Source organism: Microbacterium sp. A20, assembly GCF_004794515.1.
In the GTDB taxonomy this organism is placed as follows: Bacteria; Actinomycetota; Actinomycetes; order Actinomycetales; family Microbacteriaceae; genus Microbacterium.
The window spans coordinates 22551-39574 of record NZ_SSDF01000055.1; the positions used below are offsets into that span (position 1 = coordinate 22551).

A 17024-nucleotide genomic window follows, 5' to 3' on the forward strand; every position below is an offset into this window, starting at 1 on the left:
GGCACACCGAAACCGTATCGCATTTTTCGGCGCACCTAAATATGTTTCGAATCGCGTGGTTGCATCCGCTGCCTGGATGGGACCGATTGCGCGATTCGAAGGTGCCTCCCGCGGCGATAGCCTGGCGGGATGGATGACGCCGCGCCGAACAGCACGAACCCCGACGTTCCGGCGGACGCGGTGAGCGCGGGGTCGATCGCTCAGCCCGGGTACGGTGTCGGCCCCTGGCCCGGCGGGGAGGCGGCGTGGCCCGAGGGTGAGCAGTACGACCCCGAGCTCCTCGCTGAAGGCGACACCCGCAACGTGATCGACCGCTACCGCTACTGGCGGATGGAGGCGATCGTCGCTGACCTCGACACGCAGCGTCACCCGTTCCACGTCGCCATCGAGAACTGGCAGCACGACATGAACATCGGGTCGATCGTGCGCAGTGCCAACGCGTTCCTCGCCGACACCGTGCACATCATCGGTCGCCGGCGGTGGAACAAGCGCGGCGCCATGGTCACCGACCGCTACCAGCATGTCGTGCACCACGAAGACGTCGAGACATTCGCCGCCTGGGCCGCGGCCGAGGGCATCCCGATCATCGCGGTCGACAACGTCGAGGGTGCCGTGCCCGTGGATCGCGCCGAACTCCCGCAGCGCTGCGCGCTCCTGTTCGGCCAGGAAGGACCGGGGCTCTCCGCCGAGGCGCTCGCCGCCGCAACCGCCCACATCGAAATCACCCAATACGGCTCGACGCGTTCGATCAACGCCAGCGCCGCAGCCGCCGTGATCATGTACGAGTGGTGCCGGAGATACGCCGGCTGATCACCGCCGGAACCCCTCGACAGGCCGTGACTGCGGGCGTAGCGTGAGTGCCGATCAAGGAGGTCGACATGGCAGTCGTCACACCAATCCGCCCGTTCCTCTGGTTCGCCGACAGGGCGCAGGAGGCGATGGAGTACTACGTCTCGGTGTTCCCGAACTCATCGATCGACAGCGTGACCTTCTATCCGGACGAGAACCTCAGCGAGCACTTCGAGGGCATGACGGGGAAGGTCATCAACGGGGAGTTCACTCTGAACGGCACGCGATTCGGCTGCCTCGACGGGGGTCCGGAGTTCACCTTCAACGAGGCCGTCTCCTTTGTGATCGAGTGCGCCGACCAGGGCGAGATCGACCGCTACTGGCAGGCGCTCTCCGCGGTGCCGGAGGCGGAGGCGTGCGGCTGGTGCAAGGACCGGTTCGGCGTCAGCTGGCAGGTGGTTCCCGCCGGGCTCGACCTGCTGCAGCAGCGGCCGGAGCAGATCCAGGCGCTCATGCACATGAAGAAGATCGTGATCGCGGAGCTCGAGATCGCCTGAGCCCGCGCTGGGCGGCGGGGCTGAACAGCGCGGTCAGCCCCGGTCGATGCCGAAGAGGTGGCGGTAGATCGCGTTGACGTCGCGATCGAGGTGATCGATGCGCCCGTGCAGGGCGTGGATCTCCGTCCGCACGCTGGCGAATTCGCTTCCGATCTCTTTCCGCACGCCTTCGAACTCTTTCCGCACGCCATCGAACCCGTTCTGCATCATGCGCAGGAACATCGTCGAGATCAGCGTGATGGTTCCGAACATCCCCGCGGCGAAGACGCCGATCAGAGTCCATACCTGTGGTTCCGTCATCCCCAGCATCCCTTCAGTGTCCCCCGATCATCGTCGAGGGCGCCAGGGTTTCGGGGCGTAGTATTCCGCCGATCCCCGCGGGTGTGGGGAAGTCGCGATGGAGCGGATCGGTGCAGTTCCAGACGCCCCGGCGTCACGCGGTGGCGGAGAGCCAGCGCCCCGAGCGCACGCGCCACCCCAGGGTCCCGAGCCGCGCGAGCAGATAGACGCCGAAGAACGCGACCGCGAGCCAGACGAGCCCGGCGGTGCCGTCGACTCCGGTCGCGGCGATGATCCACAGCGCCGGCAGGAACGGCACCAGGTTCAGGCCACCGGCGATCGCCAGATAGCGAGCGTCGTTCGCGCCCATGAGCACCCCGTCGAGCACGAAGACCACCCCGGCGATCGGCTGGGCGACGGCGAGCACGAGCAGAGCCGGCTGCACGAGTGCGGCGATCTCCGCCGAGCCCGTGAACACGATGCCGAGCACTCCGGAGAGGGCGGCGATCAGGCCCCCCACGACCACGCCGAACCAGGCGCCCCAGGCCACGGTGCGGGCCAGCACGCGGTGCACCTGCTTCTCGTCACCCGCGCCGAGTTCCTTGCCGATCAGCGCTTGGGCGGCGATCGCCAGGGCATCGAGCGCGAACGCCGCGGCCGAGAAGATCGTGAACACGATCTGCCACCCGGCCAGCTCGTCGGTGCCGATGCCGGTGGCGATGCCCACGGTCGCGAGCAGGGCGACGCGCAGGCTCACGGTGCGCAGGAACAGCCACCCGCCCGACGTCGCCGTGCTGCGCATGCCGGCGCGCTGCGCACGGAGCGAGGCGCTGTGGCGGGTGGCCAGGCGGCGGACGACGAGAGCGTACGCGGCGACCATGCCCCACTGCGCCGTCACGGTGCCGGCGGCGGAGCCCGCGATGCCCCACCCGAGTCCGTAGATGAAGAGCCAGTTGAGGAGCGCATTCGCGCCGAAACCGAGCCCGGCGATCCACAGCGGCGTCATGGTGTCCTGCATGCCGCGCAGCAGCCCGGTCGCGGCGAAGACGATGAGCATGGCCGGCAGGCCCCACATCGAGATCACCAGGTACTCGTTGGCCTGGGCGGCGACGGCATCGCTCGCGCCGAACAGGGAGACCAGCCACGGCGAGGAGACCGCGCCGACGACGGCGAGCACCGCGCCGAGTCCGAGCGCGAGCCACATCCCGTTGATGCCGACGGAGACGGCCTCGCCCGGTTGCCCCGCCCCGAAACGACGCGCGACCGCAGGGGTGGTCGAGTAGGCGAGGAACACCATGAGCCCGACGATCGTCTGCAGCACGGCTCCCGCGATGCCGAGGCCGGCGAGCGGAGTCGTGCCGAGGTGGCCGACGAGCGCGGCATCCACGATCAGGAACGCGGGCTCCGCGATCAGCGCGCCGAGCGCCGGGACCGCCAGGCGCAGGATCTCTCGGTTGAGGGAGGCGCGCGCGGTCATCCTCCGAGCCTATGACCTGGTGCCGACCTCGGCCGTCCGCGCCCCCGAGGGCCGTCGTAGGGTGGAACGGAATCGGATGCCACGGAGGTGCATCATGACGGATCCCAGGGAAGCTGCCGCGCGCTACCGCGCGAAGCAGCAGCACGCCGAGGATGCGGACGAGGATTCGGGCGTCCCGCCGGGGGCCGGCGCCGCCGTCGACAGGGCCGCCTTCATCGAGACGGCGATCCAGGTGGCGATCCGTCGCGGCGAGTTCGACGACCTTCCCGGCGCGGGCAAGCCGTTGGAGGGGCTCGGCACGCACCACGACCCCGATTGGTGGATCCGCCGCAAGATCGAGACCGAGAACCTCACCGGGCTCGGCCCGCCCGCCATCCTGCTGCGCACCGAGGACCGGGAGCTGAACGACCAGCTCGACCTGCTCGGCCGCGAGTCGGATGTGCGCGATGTGCTCGAGGACTTCAACAAGCGCGTGCGCGAAGCGCGCCGTCAGCTCCAGGGCGGGCCACCCGTCGTGACCGAACCGCGGGACGTGGATGCCGAGGTGGTGGCCTGGCGCGAACGTCGGGCTGCGCGACCGGCGGCTGCCCCCGTGCCGGAGCCGCGGCGCCGACGCTTCGGCTGGCGACGCCGCTGACGTCGGCTGCGCTTCCCGCGGTGAAAAGCACTTCGGTCGGCCGGATGCCGCGAATCCGGCCGAACGAAGTGTGATCGGCCGAGGGAAGCGCAGGGAATCGGGCCGAAGTCCGAGGGGCGTCCTAGGCTGGTGCGCATGACTGACGTTCTTCCCGTGGGCCTCGCCCTTGATGAGTTCAGCTCCGACATCCGCCCGCAGGACGACCTCTATCGCCACGTGAACGGCGCCTGGCTCTCGCGCACCGAGATCCCGGGCGACAAGGCGCGCTGGGGTTCGTTCCACCTTCTCGCGGAGCAGGCCGAGAAAGACGTCAGGGCGATCATCGAGGAGTCGCAGGATGCCGAAGAGGGCACACTCGCCCGCAAGATCGGCGACCTGTTCGCGAGCTTCATAGACACCGAGCGCATCGATGCCGCCGGTCTCGCGCCACTGGCAGACACCCTCGCCGAGGTCGACGCGATCGACGGCATCCCCGCGTTCCTACGCACGGTCGGCGCCTACGACCGCGACGGCCGCGCGGCCGTGATCGGCATGTACGTCGACGGCGACCCGGGCGACCCGGAGCGCTACCTGCCCGTGCTCATGCAGGCGGGGCTGTCCCTGCCGGATGAGAGCTACTTCCGGCTCGACACGTTCGCCGACACCAGGGTCGCCTATCGCGCGCACCTCGAGCGGCTGCTCGACCTCGCCGCGGTTCCGGATGCCGCAGCGAACGCCGACCGTGCCATCGCGCTCGAGACCGAGCTTGCGGGGCACCACTGGGACAACGTGCGCAGCCGCGACGCCGTGGCGACCTACAACCTCAAGACCTGGGACGAGCTGCAGGAGCTCGCCGGTGTCGACCTGACCCCGTGGCGCGAGGCGGTCTCGCCGTCGAACCCCGCGGCCTTCGACGAGGTCGTGGTGTCGCAGCCCAGCTTCTTCGAGGGGCTCGGGTCGCTGCTCACGCCCGAGCGTCTCGACGACTGGAAGGCGTGGCTGCGGGCCAAGGTCGTGCACGCCGCCGCTCCCTACCTCACCGACGATCTGGTGCAGGAGAACTTCTCCTTCTACGGCACCGAGCTCACCGGAGTCCCGACGATCCGCGAGCGCTGGAAGCGCGGTGTCTCCCTGACAGAGGGCGCGCTCGGCGAGGCGATCGGCAAGGTCTACGTCGAGCGGCACTACCCGCCGACGGCGAAGGCCGCGATGGACGAGCTGGTCGCGAACCTGATCGAGGCCTACCGGCAGAGCATCACCGAGCTCGAGTGGATGACGGCCGAGACCCGCGAGCGAGCGCTCGCCAAGCTCGACTCCTTCACCCCCAAGATCGGCCACCCCGAGGTGTGGCGCGACTACTCGAGCCTCGAGATCGACCGCACCGACCTGTTCGGCAATGTGCGCCGGGCGTCGACCTTCGAGCACGACCGGCACGTCGACAAGGTCGGCACGCCCATCGACCGCCTCGAGTGGCACATGCCGCCGCAGATGGTCAACGCGTACTACAACCCCTCGATGAACGAGATCGTGTTCCCGGCGGCCATCCTGCAGTATCCGTTCTTCGACGCGAGCCGTGATGCCGCCGCGAACTACGGAGGCATCGGAGCGGTCATCGGGCACGAGATCGGTCACGGCTTCGACGACCAGGGCAGCCGCTACGACGGCGACGGCCGACTGCAGGACTGGTGGACCGACGCCGACCGCTCGGCGTTCGAGGAGCGCACCAAGGCCCTCATCGCGCAGTACGACGCGCTGGTGCCCGAGGGGCTGGATGCCGAGCACCACGTCAACGGCGCGCTCACGATCGGCGAGAACATCGGTGACCTCGGGGGTCTCGGCATCGCGCTCAAGGCATACGAGCTGTCGCTGCGCTCCGACCCCTCGGTCGCTGAGCCTGTCGAAGGGCCGGTCATCGACGGGTACACGGGTGTGCAGCGGCTGCTGCTCTCGTGGGCGCAGGTGTGGCAGCAGAAGAGCCGCGACGCCGAGACGCTGCGGCTGCTGACCATCGACCCGCACTCGCCGAACGAGTTCCGCTGCAACCAGATCGTGCGCAACATCGACGCGTTCTACGATGCATTCGGCGTGAGCGAGAACGATGCCCTGTGGCTTCCCGAGGCATCGCGTGTGACCATCTGGTGACCAATCGTCGCACTCGGTGAGGCATCCCCCGGCGGTGGGGTTACGATATCCCTGCCGCTGGGGAGCGCCTCCCCTCGGTATCCTGCAAATCCCCCCTCCTAAGGATCACGCGTGGGCGCTCTCGAGCCTGGTGAAGGGTTCCGCAACTCCTCGGCCCCGGAGTCTCTCGGCGGTGCGCCGGAGTCCGCCACGGCGGGCCGCCGCTCGCAGCGGACCAGTCGTCGCCTCCCGCGTCGAGCCGCCCTCGGCCGCCGCTCCTTCACCGCCACCCTGCGTGCGCTGGAGGGGCTGGTCGATTCCGGCGCCCAGGTCTCGGTGCACGTCGTCGACCTCGACAATCATGTGCACGTGCTGGCCGGCGACGATCACGTGACCATGCCCGTCGCGGGGCTCGGCGTGGTGCCACTGCTGATCGAGGTGGCCGCCGGTTTCCAGAGCGGTGCGCTCGATCCGTTCGAGATCGTCGAGCGCGAGAGCGTCGACGCCGTCGAGAGCTCCGGTCTGTGGCGGCATCTGCACGCCCCGGCTCTGCCGCTCGAGGATCTCGCCGTGCTGGCCGCGACCGCCGGCGATCCGATCGCCGTGAACGCCCTGCTGCAGAAGGTCGGCCACGACCGGGTGCGCGAGCGCATCGAGTCGCTGGGCCTGCGCCGCACGGCCCTGCTCGACCGCTTCCGCGACCGCCGCGGGCCCGACGACGCCCCTCAGGTCGCCGTAGGCTCCGCCCGTGAACTCGCCGGTCTCTTCTCGGCCCTCGTGAACTCGCAGGTGGTCGATGCCGCGGTCAGCGCCCAGGTGTCGGAGTGGCTGAGCCTGAACCAGGACCTGAGCCTGGTCGCGGCATCCACGGGCCTCGACCCGTTCGCGCACGACCACGACGCACACGGGCTGCTGTTCGTGAACAAGACCGGCCGCGACCGCGGGGTGCGTGCCGAGGCGGGTGTGCTGGCGGGGCCGCGCGCCGGCGTCGCCTACTCGCTCATCGTCTGCTTCGACGACCTCTCGATCACGCACCGACTGCGCGCGCACGACGCCTTCCGGGTGCTCGGTGTCGAGCTCATGGAGTACACGCACTGAGATCGTGCGCACGCCGCAACAGGCGATCACGCCAGAACAGGCGATCACGCCAGAACAGGCGAGAACCTGAAGAATCGGCCTGATCCCGCCGGGTTGCCTGTGCTCGCTAGCATCGAGGGATGCCGAAACCCGACTGGACCCCGCACCGCCGCGACGACGGAGAGCTGCTCGGCTGGATCCATCCGGCGGGCGATGACTGGGTCGCCGTCGATGTGCTCGGTCGACCGGCATCCGACCCGACCGAATGGCTCGACGCCGAGGTAGCGCTCGAGGAGCACGGCATCGCCTGGCTCGCCGACCCGTGGATGCTGGAGGGCGAGGGGGACCGCCCGCTGCGGGTGCGCATCCTCGAGGTCACGCCCGACGAGGAGGGTGCGCCGGGTCGCATCGTGGTGAAGGTCGACGACTTCGGAGACATGACCCGTCCGGCGACCGCGCAGTTCGTGCTGGAGTGGCCGATCCCGGACCGGCTGCGTCCGCCGCGGCACGATGACCCGGACCCGCGCACGATCACCCGCTGACTCGGAGGAGAGGCGGCGCTCAGCCGGGGAGGGACGGATGCTGCTCGGAGCTGCGCTGCTTCGGGATGAAGAGCGACAGCACGACCGCGATGATGCCGGCGGCGATCGCGAGCCAGAAGCACACCTCGAACGCGGCGCGGGTCGGAACCGCGACCCCGTCGACGTCGATGCTCATCGCAGCGAGCACGCCGCCCATCACGGCCGAGGCGCTCGAGGTGCCGACCGAGCGGAACAGGGCGTTCAGGCCGTTCGAGGCGCCGGTCTCGTTCGCGGGCACCGATCGCATGATGATCATCGGCATGGCGGCGAACGTGAAGCCGATGCCGACGCCGATGAAGATGTTGGCGACGAAGATGTGCCACACCTCGGAAGACCACAGCAGCACGAACACGTAGGCGAGCACGATCGCACCGGCGCCGACCGTGAACAGCGGCCGCGGTCCGACCGTGCGCTCCAACCAGCCGGACAGCGGTGAGATCACCATCATCACGAGGCCGGCGGGCATGATCACGAGAGACGCCGCGAGCATGTCGAGCCCGAATCCGGCGCCGCCGACCGCGGGCATCTCGAGCAGCTGCGGGAACGTCACGTTCGAGGCGAACAGGGCGAACCCCATGCCGATCGCGGCGATGTTCGTGAACAGCACGGCGGGTCGCGCCGCCACCCGCAGGTCGAGCAGCGGATCCTTGGTGCGCAGCTGATACCACCCCCACACCAGCAGCACCGCGAGTCCGCCGAGGATGCAGGTGAGCGTCAGCGGCGAGGTCCAGCCCCACTGCGCGCCGCGGGAGACGAAGAGCAGGATGCCGGTGAGGCCGATCGCCAGACCGACGGCACCGATCACGTCGAGGCGGCCGGGGGAGCGGAGCACATCTTCGGGGATCACGGCCAGCACGAGCACGAGGCCGACCACGCCGAGGGCTGCGGCGAGCCAGAACAGCATGTGCCAGTCGGCGTTCTGGGCGAGGAGCGCGGCGACGGGCATGCCGATCGCACCGCCGACGCCCATGGTGGCGCTCATGAGGGCGACCGCGGTGCCGAGCCGTTCGGGCGGCAGCACGTCGCGCATGATCGCGATGCCGAGGGGGACGACGCCCGTCACGGCGCCCTGGAGAGCGCGTCCGATGATGACGCCGATGATCGAGCCGGAGACCGCGGCGATGACCGAGCCGAGGATCAGGATCGCGAGCAGCGCGATCACCACCCGGCGCTTGCCGTACATGTCACCGAGACGGCCCGAGATCGGGGTGGCGACGGCGGCGACGAGCAGCGTGATCGTGACGACCCAGGTCGTGTCCTCGCGGGAGGCGTTCAGCAGCTGCGGCAGCTCGGCCTGCAGCGGAACGACGAGCGTGAACATGAACGAGGAGCAGAGCCCCGCGAAGGCGAGCACCGCGACGATCGCCCACTTCGGCGGGGTGCGGGAGAGGCGCTTCCTGGCTCTGTCGTCGTTCGCACCCACCGGCCCAGGCTATCGGCGATCGACTGCTGCAGGGCCGTCGGGCCCTGGCTAGCATGTGGTCATGGTCACGAGCAGCGTCGCTCCGGACGATCCCGCCGCCCACCGCGGCATCTCCCGGCTTACCCAGTCCGACATCTACCGCGCCGGCATCAGCGGCACGAGACCCGCGGTGCCGATCGACGCCGTTGCTCTGAAGGCGGCCGCCCGCAAGGCGCTGAGCGCCGAGGCTTTCGCGTACATCGCCGGTGGTGCGGGCGCCGAGCGCACCATGACCGCCAACCGCCGGGCGTTCGACCGTTGGCAGGTGTGGCCGCGCCCGCTGCGCGACGTCTCGACGCGCGACCTCGGCGTGGAGTTTCTCGGGAGGAGGCGGCCGACCCCGCTGCTGCTCGCCCCGCTCGGGGTGATGGAGATGGCGCACGCCGATGCGGACCTCGCGGTCGCCCGCGCCGCGGCATCCCTCGGCGTCCCGTACACGCTGTCGAACCAGGCGTCGTTCCCGATGGAGCAGGTGGCGGATGCCGCGCCCGACGGCTCCCGCCTGTTCCAGCTCTACTGGTCGGCGTCGGACGACCTCAACCGCTCGCTGCTCGCCCGCGCCGAGGCCGCCGGCTGCGAGGCGATCGTCGTCACGCTCGACACGCATCTGCTCGGGTGGCGCACCCGCGATCTCGATCTCGCGTACCTGCCGTTCACGCGCGGGATGGGGATCGCGCAGTACACGACGGATCCGGTGTTCCAGCAGCTGGTGCGCGAGCGCGCTGCCGCTCTGAAGGGCGATACGCCGGGCGTCAAGGTCACCGCCCAGGCGGTGGCCGCCGCCCTCACCATCGCCCGCAAAGGCGCACCGCTCACGGGCGGCGGCTCCCTGCGCGACAACCTGCGATCACCGCTGCCGCGTGCAGCGGTCGAGACGTTCCTCGACGTGTTCTCCACCCCGGCGCTCACCTGGGGTGACCTCGCGAAAGCGCGGGAGTGGACGAGTCTGCCGATCATCCTGAAGGGCATCGTGCATCCCGACGATGCCCAGGCCGCGCTGGATGCCGGCGTCGACGGTATCTGGATCTCGAACCATGGCGGTCGGCAGATCGACCGGTCGGTGCCGACGCTCGACGTGCTGCCCGAGATCGCCGAACGCGTGGCGGGCCGGGTGCCGATCGTCTTCGATTCCGGCGTGCGCGGTGGAGCGGATGCCGCGATCGCGCTGGCCCTCGGAGCCACCGTCGTGGCTCTCGGGCGCCCGTACGCCTACGGCCTCGGCATCGCCGGAGAGACGGGCGTGCGCGAGGTCGTGCGCAACGTGCTCGCCGAGCTCGACATCACGCTCGGCCTCGCCGGGCTGACGTCCGCGACGCAGCTCGATCGCGACGCGCTGCGGATGGTCTGATCGCGGTCCCGTTTCCCCGAACCGGCCGAGGAGGGGCAGACTGGGTGCGTGCGAACCATCCGTGACCTCGACACCGTTGAACTCATCCTCGACGCCCAGGGCCTGCTCGACTCCATCCGGGGTCCGCAGCGCGTGGTGGATGCCGGCACCCTGCGCGCCCTGCAGCAATCGGGCAACTACGTCGTCGGCTTCTTCGACGGCGAGGGCGACGAGGAGCGCATGGTCGGCGCGTCCATCGCCTTCTTCGGCGAGCCCGCCCGGCGTGCGATGCACTCGCACATCACGGCGCTGCTGCCGGAGTACCGTGGCCGCGGCTGGGGTCGCGAGCTCAAGGAGCACCAGCGGCAGTGGGCGTTCTCGCGCGATGTCGGTCGCATCACCTGGGTGTTCGACCCGCTCGTGGCGCGCAACGCGCACTTCTTCTTCTCCGTGCTGGGCGCGCGTGCGACCGGCTACTCCGTCAACCGCTACGGCATCTTCGGCGGCGGTGACGCGGGCGACGAGAGCGATCGCCTCGACGTCGAGTGGGCGCTCGCCGACATCGCGAAGCCCCCGGCCGACGATGCGGTCGTCGAGACCCTCGAGATCCCGGCAGACATCGAGGCGCTGCGCGTCTCCGATCCGGAGGCCGCCCACGAGTGGCGCCTGCGCCTCCGGGCACAGATGGAGGGGCTGCTCGGCAGCGGGCTGAAGGTCGCCGGGTACGACAACGCGCGCGGCTACCTGTTCACCGCCTGAGCGTCATCGCACGATCAGAGCGGGAGGCGCTCAGCGCACCCCGCGCATGAGCTTCAGCACGGGCTTCACGCTCAGCAGCAGACCGATGCCGACGACGATGGCGATGCCGCCGAGGATCGAGAAGAACGGCACCTCGTCGTCGGGGTTGTAGAACTGCACGAGCCATCCCGAGATCGCCGTGCCGAGCGCGATCGACAGGAAGAACAGCGCGACCATCTGGGTGCGGAACACGGTCGGTGCGAGCTTGGTGGCGGCCGACAGCCCGACCGGCGAGATGAGCAGCTCCGCCACCGTGAACACGAACAGGATCCCGACGATCGCCAGCAGCGGCGTGGAGTTCGCCCCTCCGCCGGCGAACGGAAGGAACAGCAGGAACGCCGATCCCATGATGATCGCCGCGAGCGCGAACTTCACCGGGGTCGAGGGCTGACGTTTTCCGAGCTTGGTCCAGATCGCGGCGAAGACGCCGGACAGGATGATGATGAAGATCGGGTTGATCGACTGCACCCATGACACCGGCATCGTGAACCCGAACAGGTTCCGGTCCAGGCGCTGGTCGGAGTAGATCGTCAGCACCGTGAACTGCTGCTGGTACAGCGACCAGAATGCGACGCTGGTGATGAAGAGCGGCAGGAAGGCCCACACCCGGGAACGTTCGGTGGCGTCGATGCGGCGGCTGCCGAGGATCACCGAGAAGTATGCGACCGCCGCCACGACCGTGACTCCGATCACCAGGGTGGCCAGGTTGTCGGGCCGGATCACACCGGTGAGCACCAGGACGGTGATGAGCACGATCGCGGCACCGGCGATGAGTCCGACCAGGAGATAGCGGGACTTCGGAAGCGGGTTCGGCACCTCCCGCGCCGAGGCGGGCAGCGCCTTGCGGCCGAACGAGTACTGGATGAGTCCCAGCGTCATCCCGATGGCCGCGAGCCCGAATCCGTAGTGGAAGCCGAGCGAGGACTGCAGGATGCCGGTGAGGATCGGCCCCAGGAACGCACCGAGGTTGATGCCGAGGTAGAAGAGTGAGAAGCCGGCATCCCGACGCGGGTCTTCGGCGCTGTAGAGGCTGCCGACGACCGAGGTCGCATTCGCCTTGAGCCCTCCCGATCCGAGTGCCACGAGCACCAGACCGACCCCGACGCCGACTGCGCCGGGGAGCAGGGCGAGGGCGAGGTGGCCCGCCACGATCACCATCGCGCTGACGAACAGCACGCGCTCCGCGCCGAACAGGCGGTCGGCGAGCCAGGCGCCGAGGATCGTCGAGAGGTAGACCGAGCCTCCGTACGCGCCCACGATGCCGCCCGCGATCGCCTCGGGGATGCCGAGCCCGCCCTGGGAGACCGAGAAGTAGAGGTAGATGAGCAGGATCCCCTGCATGCCGTAGAAGCTGAAGCGCTCCCACATCTCCACGCCGAAGATGTGCACCAGGGCCCACGGTTGCCCGAAGAAACGGGTGTCGTCGTTGCGGGCATGCGGGGTCGGTGCTGCAGTGCTCATGCCCAGGACGCTACTCCGGCGCAGCCGCCGAGGCCAGCCGAGGCCAGGGAGCGCGCGGCAACCACGGATAGAATGAGGTGCCCGTGTTCACGGGTTTCCTCCCGCATCCGACCATTGGAGCCACCATGGCCGAACAGTCCCGCCTCGACAAGGTCATCGCCCTCGCCCGCCACCGCGGGTTCGTGTTCCAAGCGGGTGAGATCTACGGCGGTTCTCGATCGGCCTGGGATTACGGGCCCCTCGGCACGGAGCTCAAGGAGAACATCCGCCGACAGTGGTGGCAGACGTTCGTGCGCGGCCGCGGCGACATGGTCGGCCTGGACTCCAGCATCATCCTGCCCAAGCGCGTGTGGGAGGCATCGGGTCACGTCGCCACCTTCACCGACCCGCTGGTGGAGTGCCTGCAGTGCCACAAGCGCTTCCGTGCCGACAACCTCATCGAGGACTTCGAGGCGCGCAAGGGTCGCAAGGCCGAGAACGGCCTCGCCGACATCCCCTGCCCCAACTGCGGCACCAAGGGGCAGTACACCGAGCCCAAGGCGTTCTCCGGTCTGGTGAAGACGTACCTCGGCGTCGTCGACGACGAGTCGGGCCTGTACTTCCTCCGCCCCGAGACCGCGCAGGGCATCTTCGTGAACTTCTCGAACGTGCTCACCGCGAGTCGCAAGAAGCCGCCGTTCGGCATCGGCCAGGTCGGCAAGGCGTTCCGCAACGAGATCACCCCCGGCAATTTCATCTTCCGCACCCGCGAGTTCGAGCAGATGGAGATCGAGTTCTTCACGCCGCCGGCCGAGGCGCAGGAGTGGTTCGAGCACTGGGTCGAGGCCTGCTGGAACTGGTTCATCGACCTGGGTATCGACCCCGAGAACATGCGTCAGTTCGACGTGCCGGAAGACGACCGCGCGCACTACTCGGCCGGCACGATCGACGTCGAGTACAAGTTCGGGTTCGCGGGCAAGGAGTGGGGCGAGCTCATGGGTGTCGCCAACCGCACCGACTACGACCTCTCCAGCCACAGTGAGGCGTCCGGCCAGAGCCTGACGTACTTCGACCAGGCCACGGGCGAGCGCTACACCCCGTACGTGATCGAGCCGTCGTTCGGCCTCACCCGCGCGATGATGGCCTTCCTCGTCGACGCCTATGTCGAGGAGCAGGTGCCCAACGCCAAGGGCGGCACCGACGTGCGGACCGTGCTGCGGCTCGACCCGCGCCTCGCCCCGGTCAAGGCCGCGGTGCTGCCGCTGTCGCGCAACGAGAAGCTGTCGCCCCTTGCCCGTGAGGTCGCCGACACGCTCCGCGGCTCCTGGGCCGTCGACTTCGACGACGCGGGTGCGATCGGACGCCGCTACCGTCGCCAGGACGAGATCGGCACCCCGTTCTGCGTCACGGTCGACTTCGACTCGCTCGACGACCGTGCCGTCACGGTGCGCGACCGCGACACCATGGCGCAGGAGCGCGTCTCGATCGACGGCTTGCACGCGTATCTCGCCGAGCGCCTGCGCGGCGCCTGAGCACGTAGCATCCGGACCCCGTCGGCCTCTTACTGGCCGGCGGGGTCTCTTGCATCCAGGAACGGATGGCTGGTAATGTCTCCGCCCGTGGGTACTCTGATCCGATAGATCGGGACGCCGCGTCGAGTCCTCTCCGCGGTGGGTCCTGAGCGAGCGCGTCGTCTGCATGGCGTGCTCGAGGTCCGTGTTCAGACGCGCATCCGATTGATGTGCCGTCCCGCGATGCTCCTCGGCGTCGCGGAGAGGAGACCTCATGTTCCCTGTACTCCCCATAGCAACTGTCCGCCCCCTGCCTTCCCGCTCGTCCGCCCACAGGGTCTGCGAGCTCCGAAGCGCGACCGTGCGCTTCGCCGATCGGATCGTGCTCGATCGCGTCGATCTCGTCGTGGGTCCGCGCGACCGGCTCGCGATCGTCGGAGACAACGGTGCGGGCAAGTCGACCCTGCTCGACCTGCTGGCGGGCGTGCTCACACCGACCGGCGGCGAAGCACAGCTCTCGATCCCCGGCGGTGTCGCGCATGCTGCGCAGGATCCGCGCGCTCCGGAAGGTGCGACCGTCACGGAGGCCCTCGACGCCTTCCTCGACGAGCTGAGAGCGATCGAGCGCGAGATTCAAACCGGGTACGAGCGGCTCGCCGACGCGGAGGATGCCGAACGCGCGTCCGTCCTCGTCCGCCTCGAACGGCTGCTCGAGCACTTCGAGGCTCGAGGCGGCTACGACGTCGATCGACGCGTGGATGCGGCTCTCGATCAACTCGGCCTCGCTGCGCTCCGACGTGACCGCCCGTTCGCCTCGCTGTCCGGCGGTGAACGGGCCCGCGTCGCGCTCGCCGCGGCGCTCTCGTCGGAGGCGGAACTGCTTCTTCTCGACGAGCCGACGAACGACCTCGACGAGGACGCCCTCGTCTGGCTGGAGGACCGTATCCGGACCCATCGCGGTGCTCTCGTCGTCGTCACGCACGATCGCGCCTTCCTCGACCGATTCGCGAGCGACATCGTGCTCGTGGAGGGCGGTGGGCTGCGGCGCTACGGCGACGGCTATCGCGGCTACCTCACGGCGAGAGCCGTGGAGCGGCAGCGGATGGCCGAGCGTCACGAGGCGTGGAAGGCGGAACTCGCACGCCAGGAGGCCCTCGTCGCGACCAACGCGTTCCGGCTGGACGCGATTCCGCGCAAGCTCGAACTCGACGGGTTCGGTCACGGTGCCTTCCGCGCCCGCAGCCGCGACCACGGGGCGATGGGACGCATCCGGATGGCGAAGGAACGGATCGCACGGCTCCGCGCCGACCCTTGTCCGCCGGCACCCGAACCGCTGCGTCTGGCCGTGGACCTCCATGCGGAAACGGTGGAGGCCACCGGGTCCACGCAGTCGTTGATCGCCGTGGATGGCGTCGAGGTGCTCCAGCCGGCGTTGCGCATCGAGCGGCTGAGTCTGTCGGCGGGCGCGCGCTGGCTCGTGACGGGGCCCAACGGCGCGGGCAAGACGACCCTGCTGCGGCTTCTCGCGGGGGAGCGGATGGCGGATCGCGGATCGGTCGCGCTGCGCGACGGCATTCGCGTCTCGTGGCTGCGTCAGGAGGTCTCCCCGCCTCGGCCCGGCACTCTCTCGGAGGTCTTCGCCCGGTTGTCGGGAGTGCATCCGCACGACGCCGCGGAGACGCTGCTGCGCTTCGGGCTCTTCGTGGAGGACGACCTCGACCGCGAGATGCGGGCGCTCTCGGTCGGGCAGCGCCGCCGTCTCGATCTCGCCGCGGTGCTCGCCGACCCGGGAGACGTGCTGATGCTCGACGAGCCGTCGAACCACCTGTCGCCCGAGCTCGTCGAGCAGCTCGAGGCGGCGGTCGACGAGCACCCCGGCGCGGTCGTGACGGTCACCCACGACCGGCGGTGGATCAGCGGCGCCCGGAGTCGCGGTGCGAAGGAGATCCGTGTCGACGGCGGTCGCGTCGATGGAGAAGCGTGAGGCTACGCGTGCGCCGTCGACCCGGCGACCGCTCGCGCATACCGTTCGGAGAGCAGCTGCAGGCGCGGGAGCAGCTCGGGCGGGCTCTCGACGGTGAAGTCCATCATCAGCATCCCGATGTAGGCGGCAACGGTGTCGAGACTGTCGGCGCCCGTGACGAGGATGCAGTGGTCGTCGTCGACCGGTTCGACGACGCCGACCGCGGCGTGGATCCGGTCGAGAACGGCCGAGGCCGGCGCCTCGATCCGGAGTCGGGCATGCACCTTCCAGCCGCTCACCGCGATGGTCCGCATCGCGAAAGCCGTGTAGTCGCCACTGGGAAGGGGCTGCGGATCGAAGCGCCGATGCGTCGGCATCCGCAGCTCCATCCAGTCGACGCGGTACGTGCCCCACTCGCCGGTCTGCGGGTCGCGGGCCACGAGGTACCAGCGGCGCACCCAGGTGAGCAGCCGGTACGGCTCGACCAGCACGGGGGCGCCGTCGTAGTCGAAGCGTAGCCACTCCGCGTTGCGGATCGCGCTCGCGATGGCCTGCAGCGCCGCGGCGTCGACCTCGGGATCGGGGGCGTCGGTGTCGTTGTTCTCCGGGGCTCGGTCGACGCTCGAGCGGAGGGCGTCGACGGTGGGGCGCAGGTGCGAAGGCAGCACCTGCTCGAGCTTGGCGAGGGCTCTGGCCCCTGACTCGGCGATGCCGGATATGCCGGCCGCTGCGCGGAGGCCGACGGTCACGGCCACCGCTTCTTCATCGTCGAGGAGCAGCGGGGGCAGCTTGCCTCCCGCACCGAGCCGGTAGCCGCCGATGGATCCTCGGGTGGCGTCGACCGGGTAGCCGAGGTCGCGGAGCCGCTCGATGTCGTGCCGCACGGTCCGCGAGGAGACGCCGAGACGGGCGGCGAGGTCGCTTCCGGAGCGCTCGGGACCGGTCTGCAGGAGGGTCAGCAACGCGAGCAGGCGAGCGGTCGGATCGGCCATCGAGACTCCTCGAGAATGTCGCTTTCATTAGGAA

15 protein-coding genes are annotated in these 17024 nt (G+C 69.5%); 10 read left to right on the forward strand and 5 right to left on the reverse strand.

The window, feature by feature from the left end; all coding sequences use genetic code 11:
- Positions 1-129: 129 nt before the first annotated feature.
- On the forward strand, positions 130-810 hold the full coding sequence (locus tag DW298_RS04250) for a TrmH family RNA methyltransferase (RefSeq protein WP_240745012.1): 681 nt from the start codon (positions 130-132) through the stop codon (positions 808-810).
- 68 nt (positions 811-878) lie between these two features.
- Complete coding sequence (locus DW298_RS04255) at positions 879-1346, forward strand: VOC family protein (protein ID WP_136041233.1); 468 nt, start codon at positions 879-881, stop codon at positions 1344-1346.
- A gap of 33 nt (positions 1347-1379) precedes the next feature.
- Here the strand turns inward: DW298_RS04255 and DW298_RS04260 are convergent, their stop codons facing one another.
- On the reverse strand, positions 1380-1646 hold the full coding sequence (locus tag DW298_RS04260) for a hypothetical protein (RefSeq protein WP_136041234.1): 267 nt from the start codon (positions 1644-1646) through the stop codon (positions 1380-1382).
- Positions 1647-1779: 133 nt separating this feature from the next.
- On the reverse strand, positions 1780-3102 hold the full coding sequence (locus DW298_RS04265; RefSeq protein WP_136041235.1) for an MATE family efflux transporter: 1323 nt from the start codon (positions 3100-3102) through the stop codon (positions 1780-1782).
- Positions 3103-3196: 94 nt separating this feature from the next.
- Here DW298_RS04265 and DW298_RS04270 point away from each other — a divergent pair, with 94 nt between their 5' ends.
- From DW298_RS04270 to DW298_RS04285, 4 genes are all read left to right on the forward strand, one after another.
- Positions 3197-3739 carry a DUF1992 domain-containing protein gene (locus DW298_RS04270; RefSeq protein ID WP_240745013.1) on the forward strand — a complete coding sequence of 181 codons (543 nt, stop codon included), beginning with the start codon at positions 3197-3199 and terminating at the stop codon, positions 3737-3739.
- 135 nt (positions 3740-3874) lie between these two features.
- Positions 3875-5860, forward strand: a complete 1986-nt coding sequence (locus DW298_RS04275) for a M13-type metalloendopeptidase (RefSeq protein WP_136041237.1) — start codon at positions 3875-3877, stop codon at positions 5858-5860.
- A gap of 111 nt (positions 5861-5971) precedes the next feature.
- Complete coding sequence (locus tag DW298_RS04280) at positions 5972-6937, forward strand: serine hydrolase (protein ID WP_136041238.1); 966 nt, start codon at positions 5972-5974, stop codon at positions 6935-6937.
- 119 nt (positions 6938-7056) lie between these two features.
- Positions 7057-7458: a hypothetical protein gene (locus DW298_RS04285; RefSeq protein WP_136041239.1), complete on the forward strand. Its 402-nt coding sequence runs from the start codon at positions 7057-7059 to the stop codon at positions 7456-7458.
- A 19-nt stretch (positions 7459-7477) separates the two neighbouring features.
- Here the strand turns inward: DW298_RS04285 and DW298_RS04290 are convergent, their stop codons facing one another.
- Positions 7478-8920, reverse strand: a complete 1443-nt coding sequence (locus DW298_RS04290) for an MFS transporter (protein WP_136041240.1) — start codon at positions 8918-8920, stop codon at positions 7478-7480.
- Positions 8921-8981: 61 nt separating this feature from the next.
- Here DW298_RS04290 and DW298_RS04295 point away from each other — a divergent pair, with 61 nt between their 5' ends.
- Together DW298_RS04295 and DW298_RS04300 are read left to right on the forward strand one after the other, a co-directional pair.
- The gene (locus tag DW298_RS04295) at positions 8982-10307 is read left to right on the forward strand and encodes an alpha-hydroxy-acid oxidizing protein (RefSeq protein WP_136041241.1); all 1326 of its coding nucleotides are present in this window, start codon (positions 8982-8984) and stop codon (positions 10305-10307) included.
- A 48-nt stretch (positions 10308-10355) separates the two neighbouring features.
- Positions 10356-11045 (forward strand): GNAT family N-acetyltransferase, encoded by a 690-nt coding sequence (locus DW298_RS04300; RefSeq protein WP_136041242.1) that lies wholly within the window; start codon positions 10356-10358, stop codon positions 11043-11045.
- 30 nt (positions 11046-11075) lie between these two features.
- Here the strand turns inward: DW298_RS04300 and DW298_RS04305 are convergent, their stop codons facing one another.
- Positions 11076-12545, reverse strand: a complete 1470-nt coding sequence (locus tag DW298_RS04305) for an oligopeptide:H+ symporter (protein WP_136041243.1) — start codon at positions 12543-12545, stop codon at positions 11076-11078.
- A gap of 125 nt (positions 12546-12670) precedes the next feature.
- Between DW298_RS04305 and DW298_RS04310 the strand changes: the two genes are divergently transcribed.
- Both DW298_RS04310 and DW298_RS04315 read left to right on the forward strand, forming a co-directional pair.
- On the forward strand, positions 12671-14056 hold the full coding sequence (locus tag DW298_RS04310) for a glycine--tRNA ligase (RefSeq protein WP_136041244.1): 1386 nt from the start codon (positions 12671-12673) through the stop codon (positions 14054-14056).
- 340 nt (positions 14057-14396) lie between these two features.
- A complete protein-coding gene (locus tag DW298_RS04315; protein ID WP_205820252.1) occupies positions 14397-16019 on the forward strand; it encodes an ATP-binding cassette domain-containing protein in 1623 nt (540 codons plus the stop codon).
- Between the two features lie 2 nt (positions 16020-16021).
- Here the strand turns inward: DW298_RS04315 and DW298_RS04320 are convergent, their stop codons facing one another.
- The gene (locus DW298_RS04320; protein WP_136041246.1) at positions 16022-16990 is read right to left on the reverse strand and encodes a WYL domain-containing protein; all 969 of its coding nucleotides are present in this window, start codon (positions 16988-16990) and stop codon (positions 16022-16024) included.
- Positions 16991-17024: the final 34 nt, after the last annotated feature.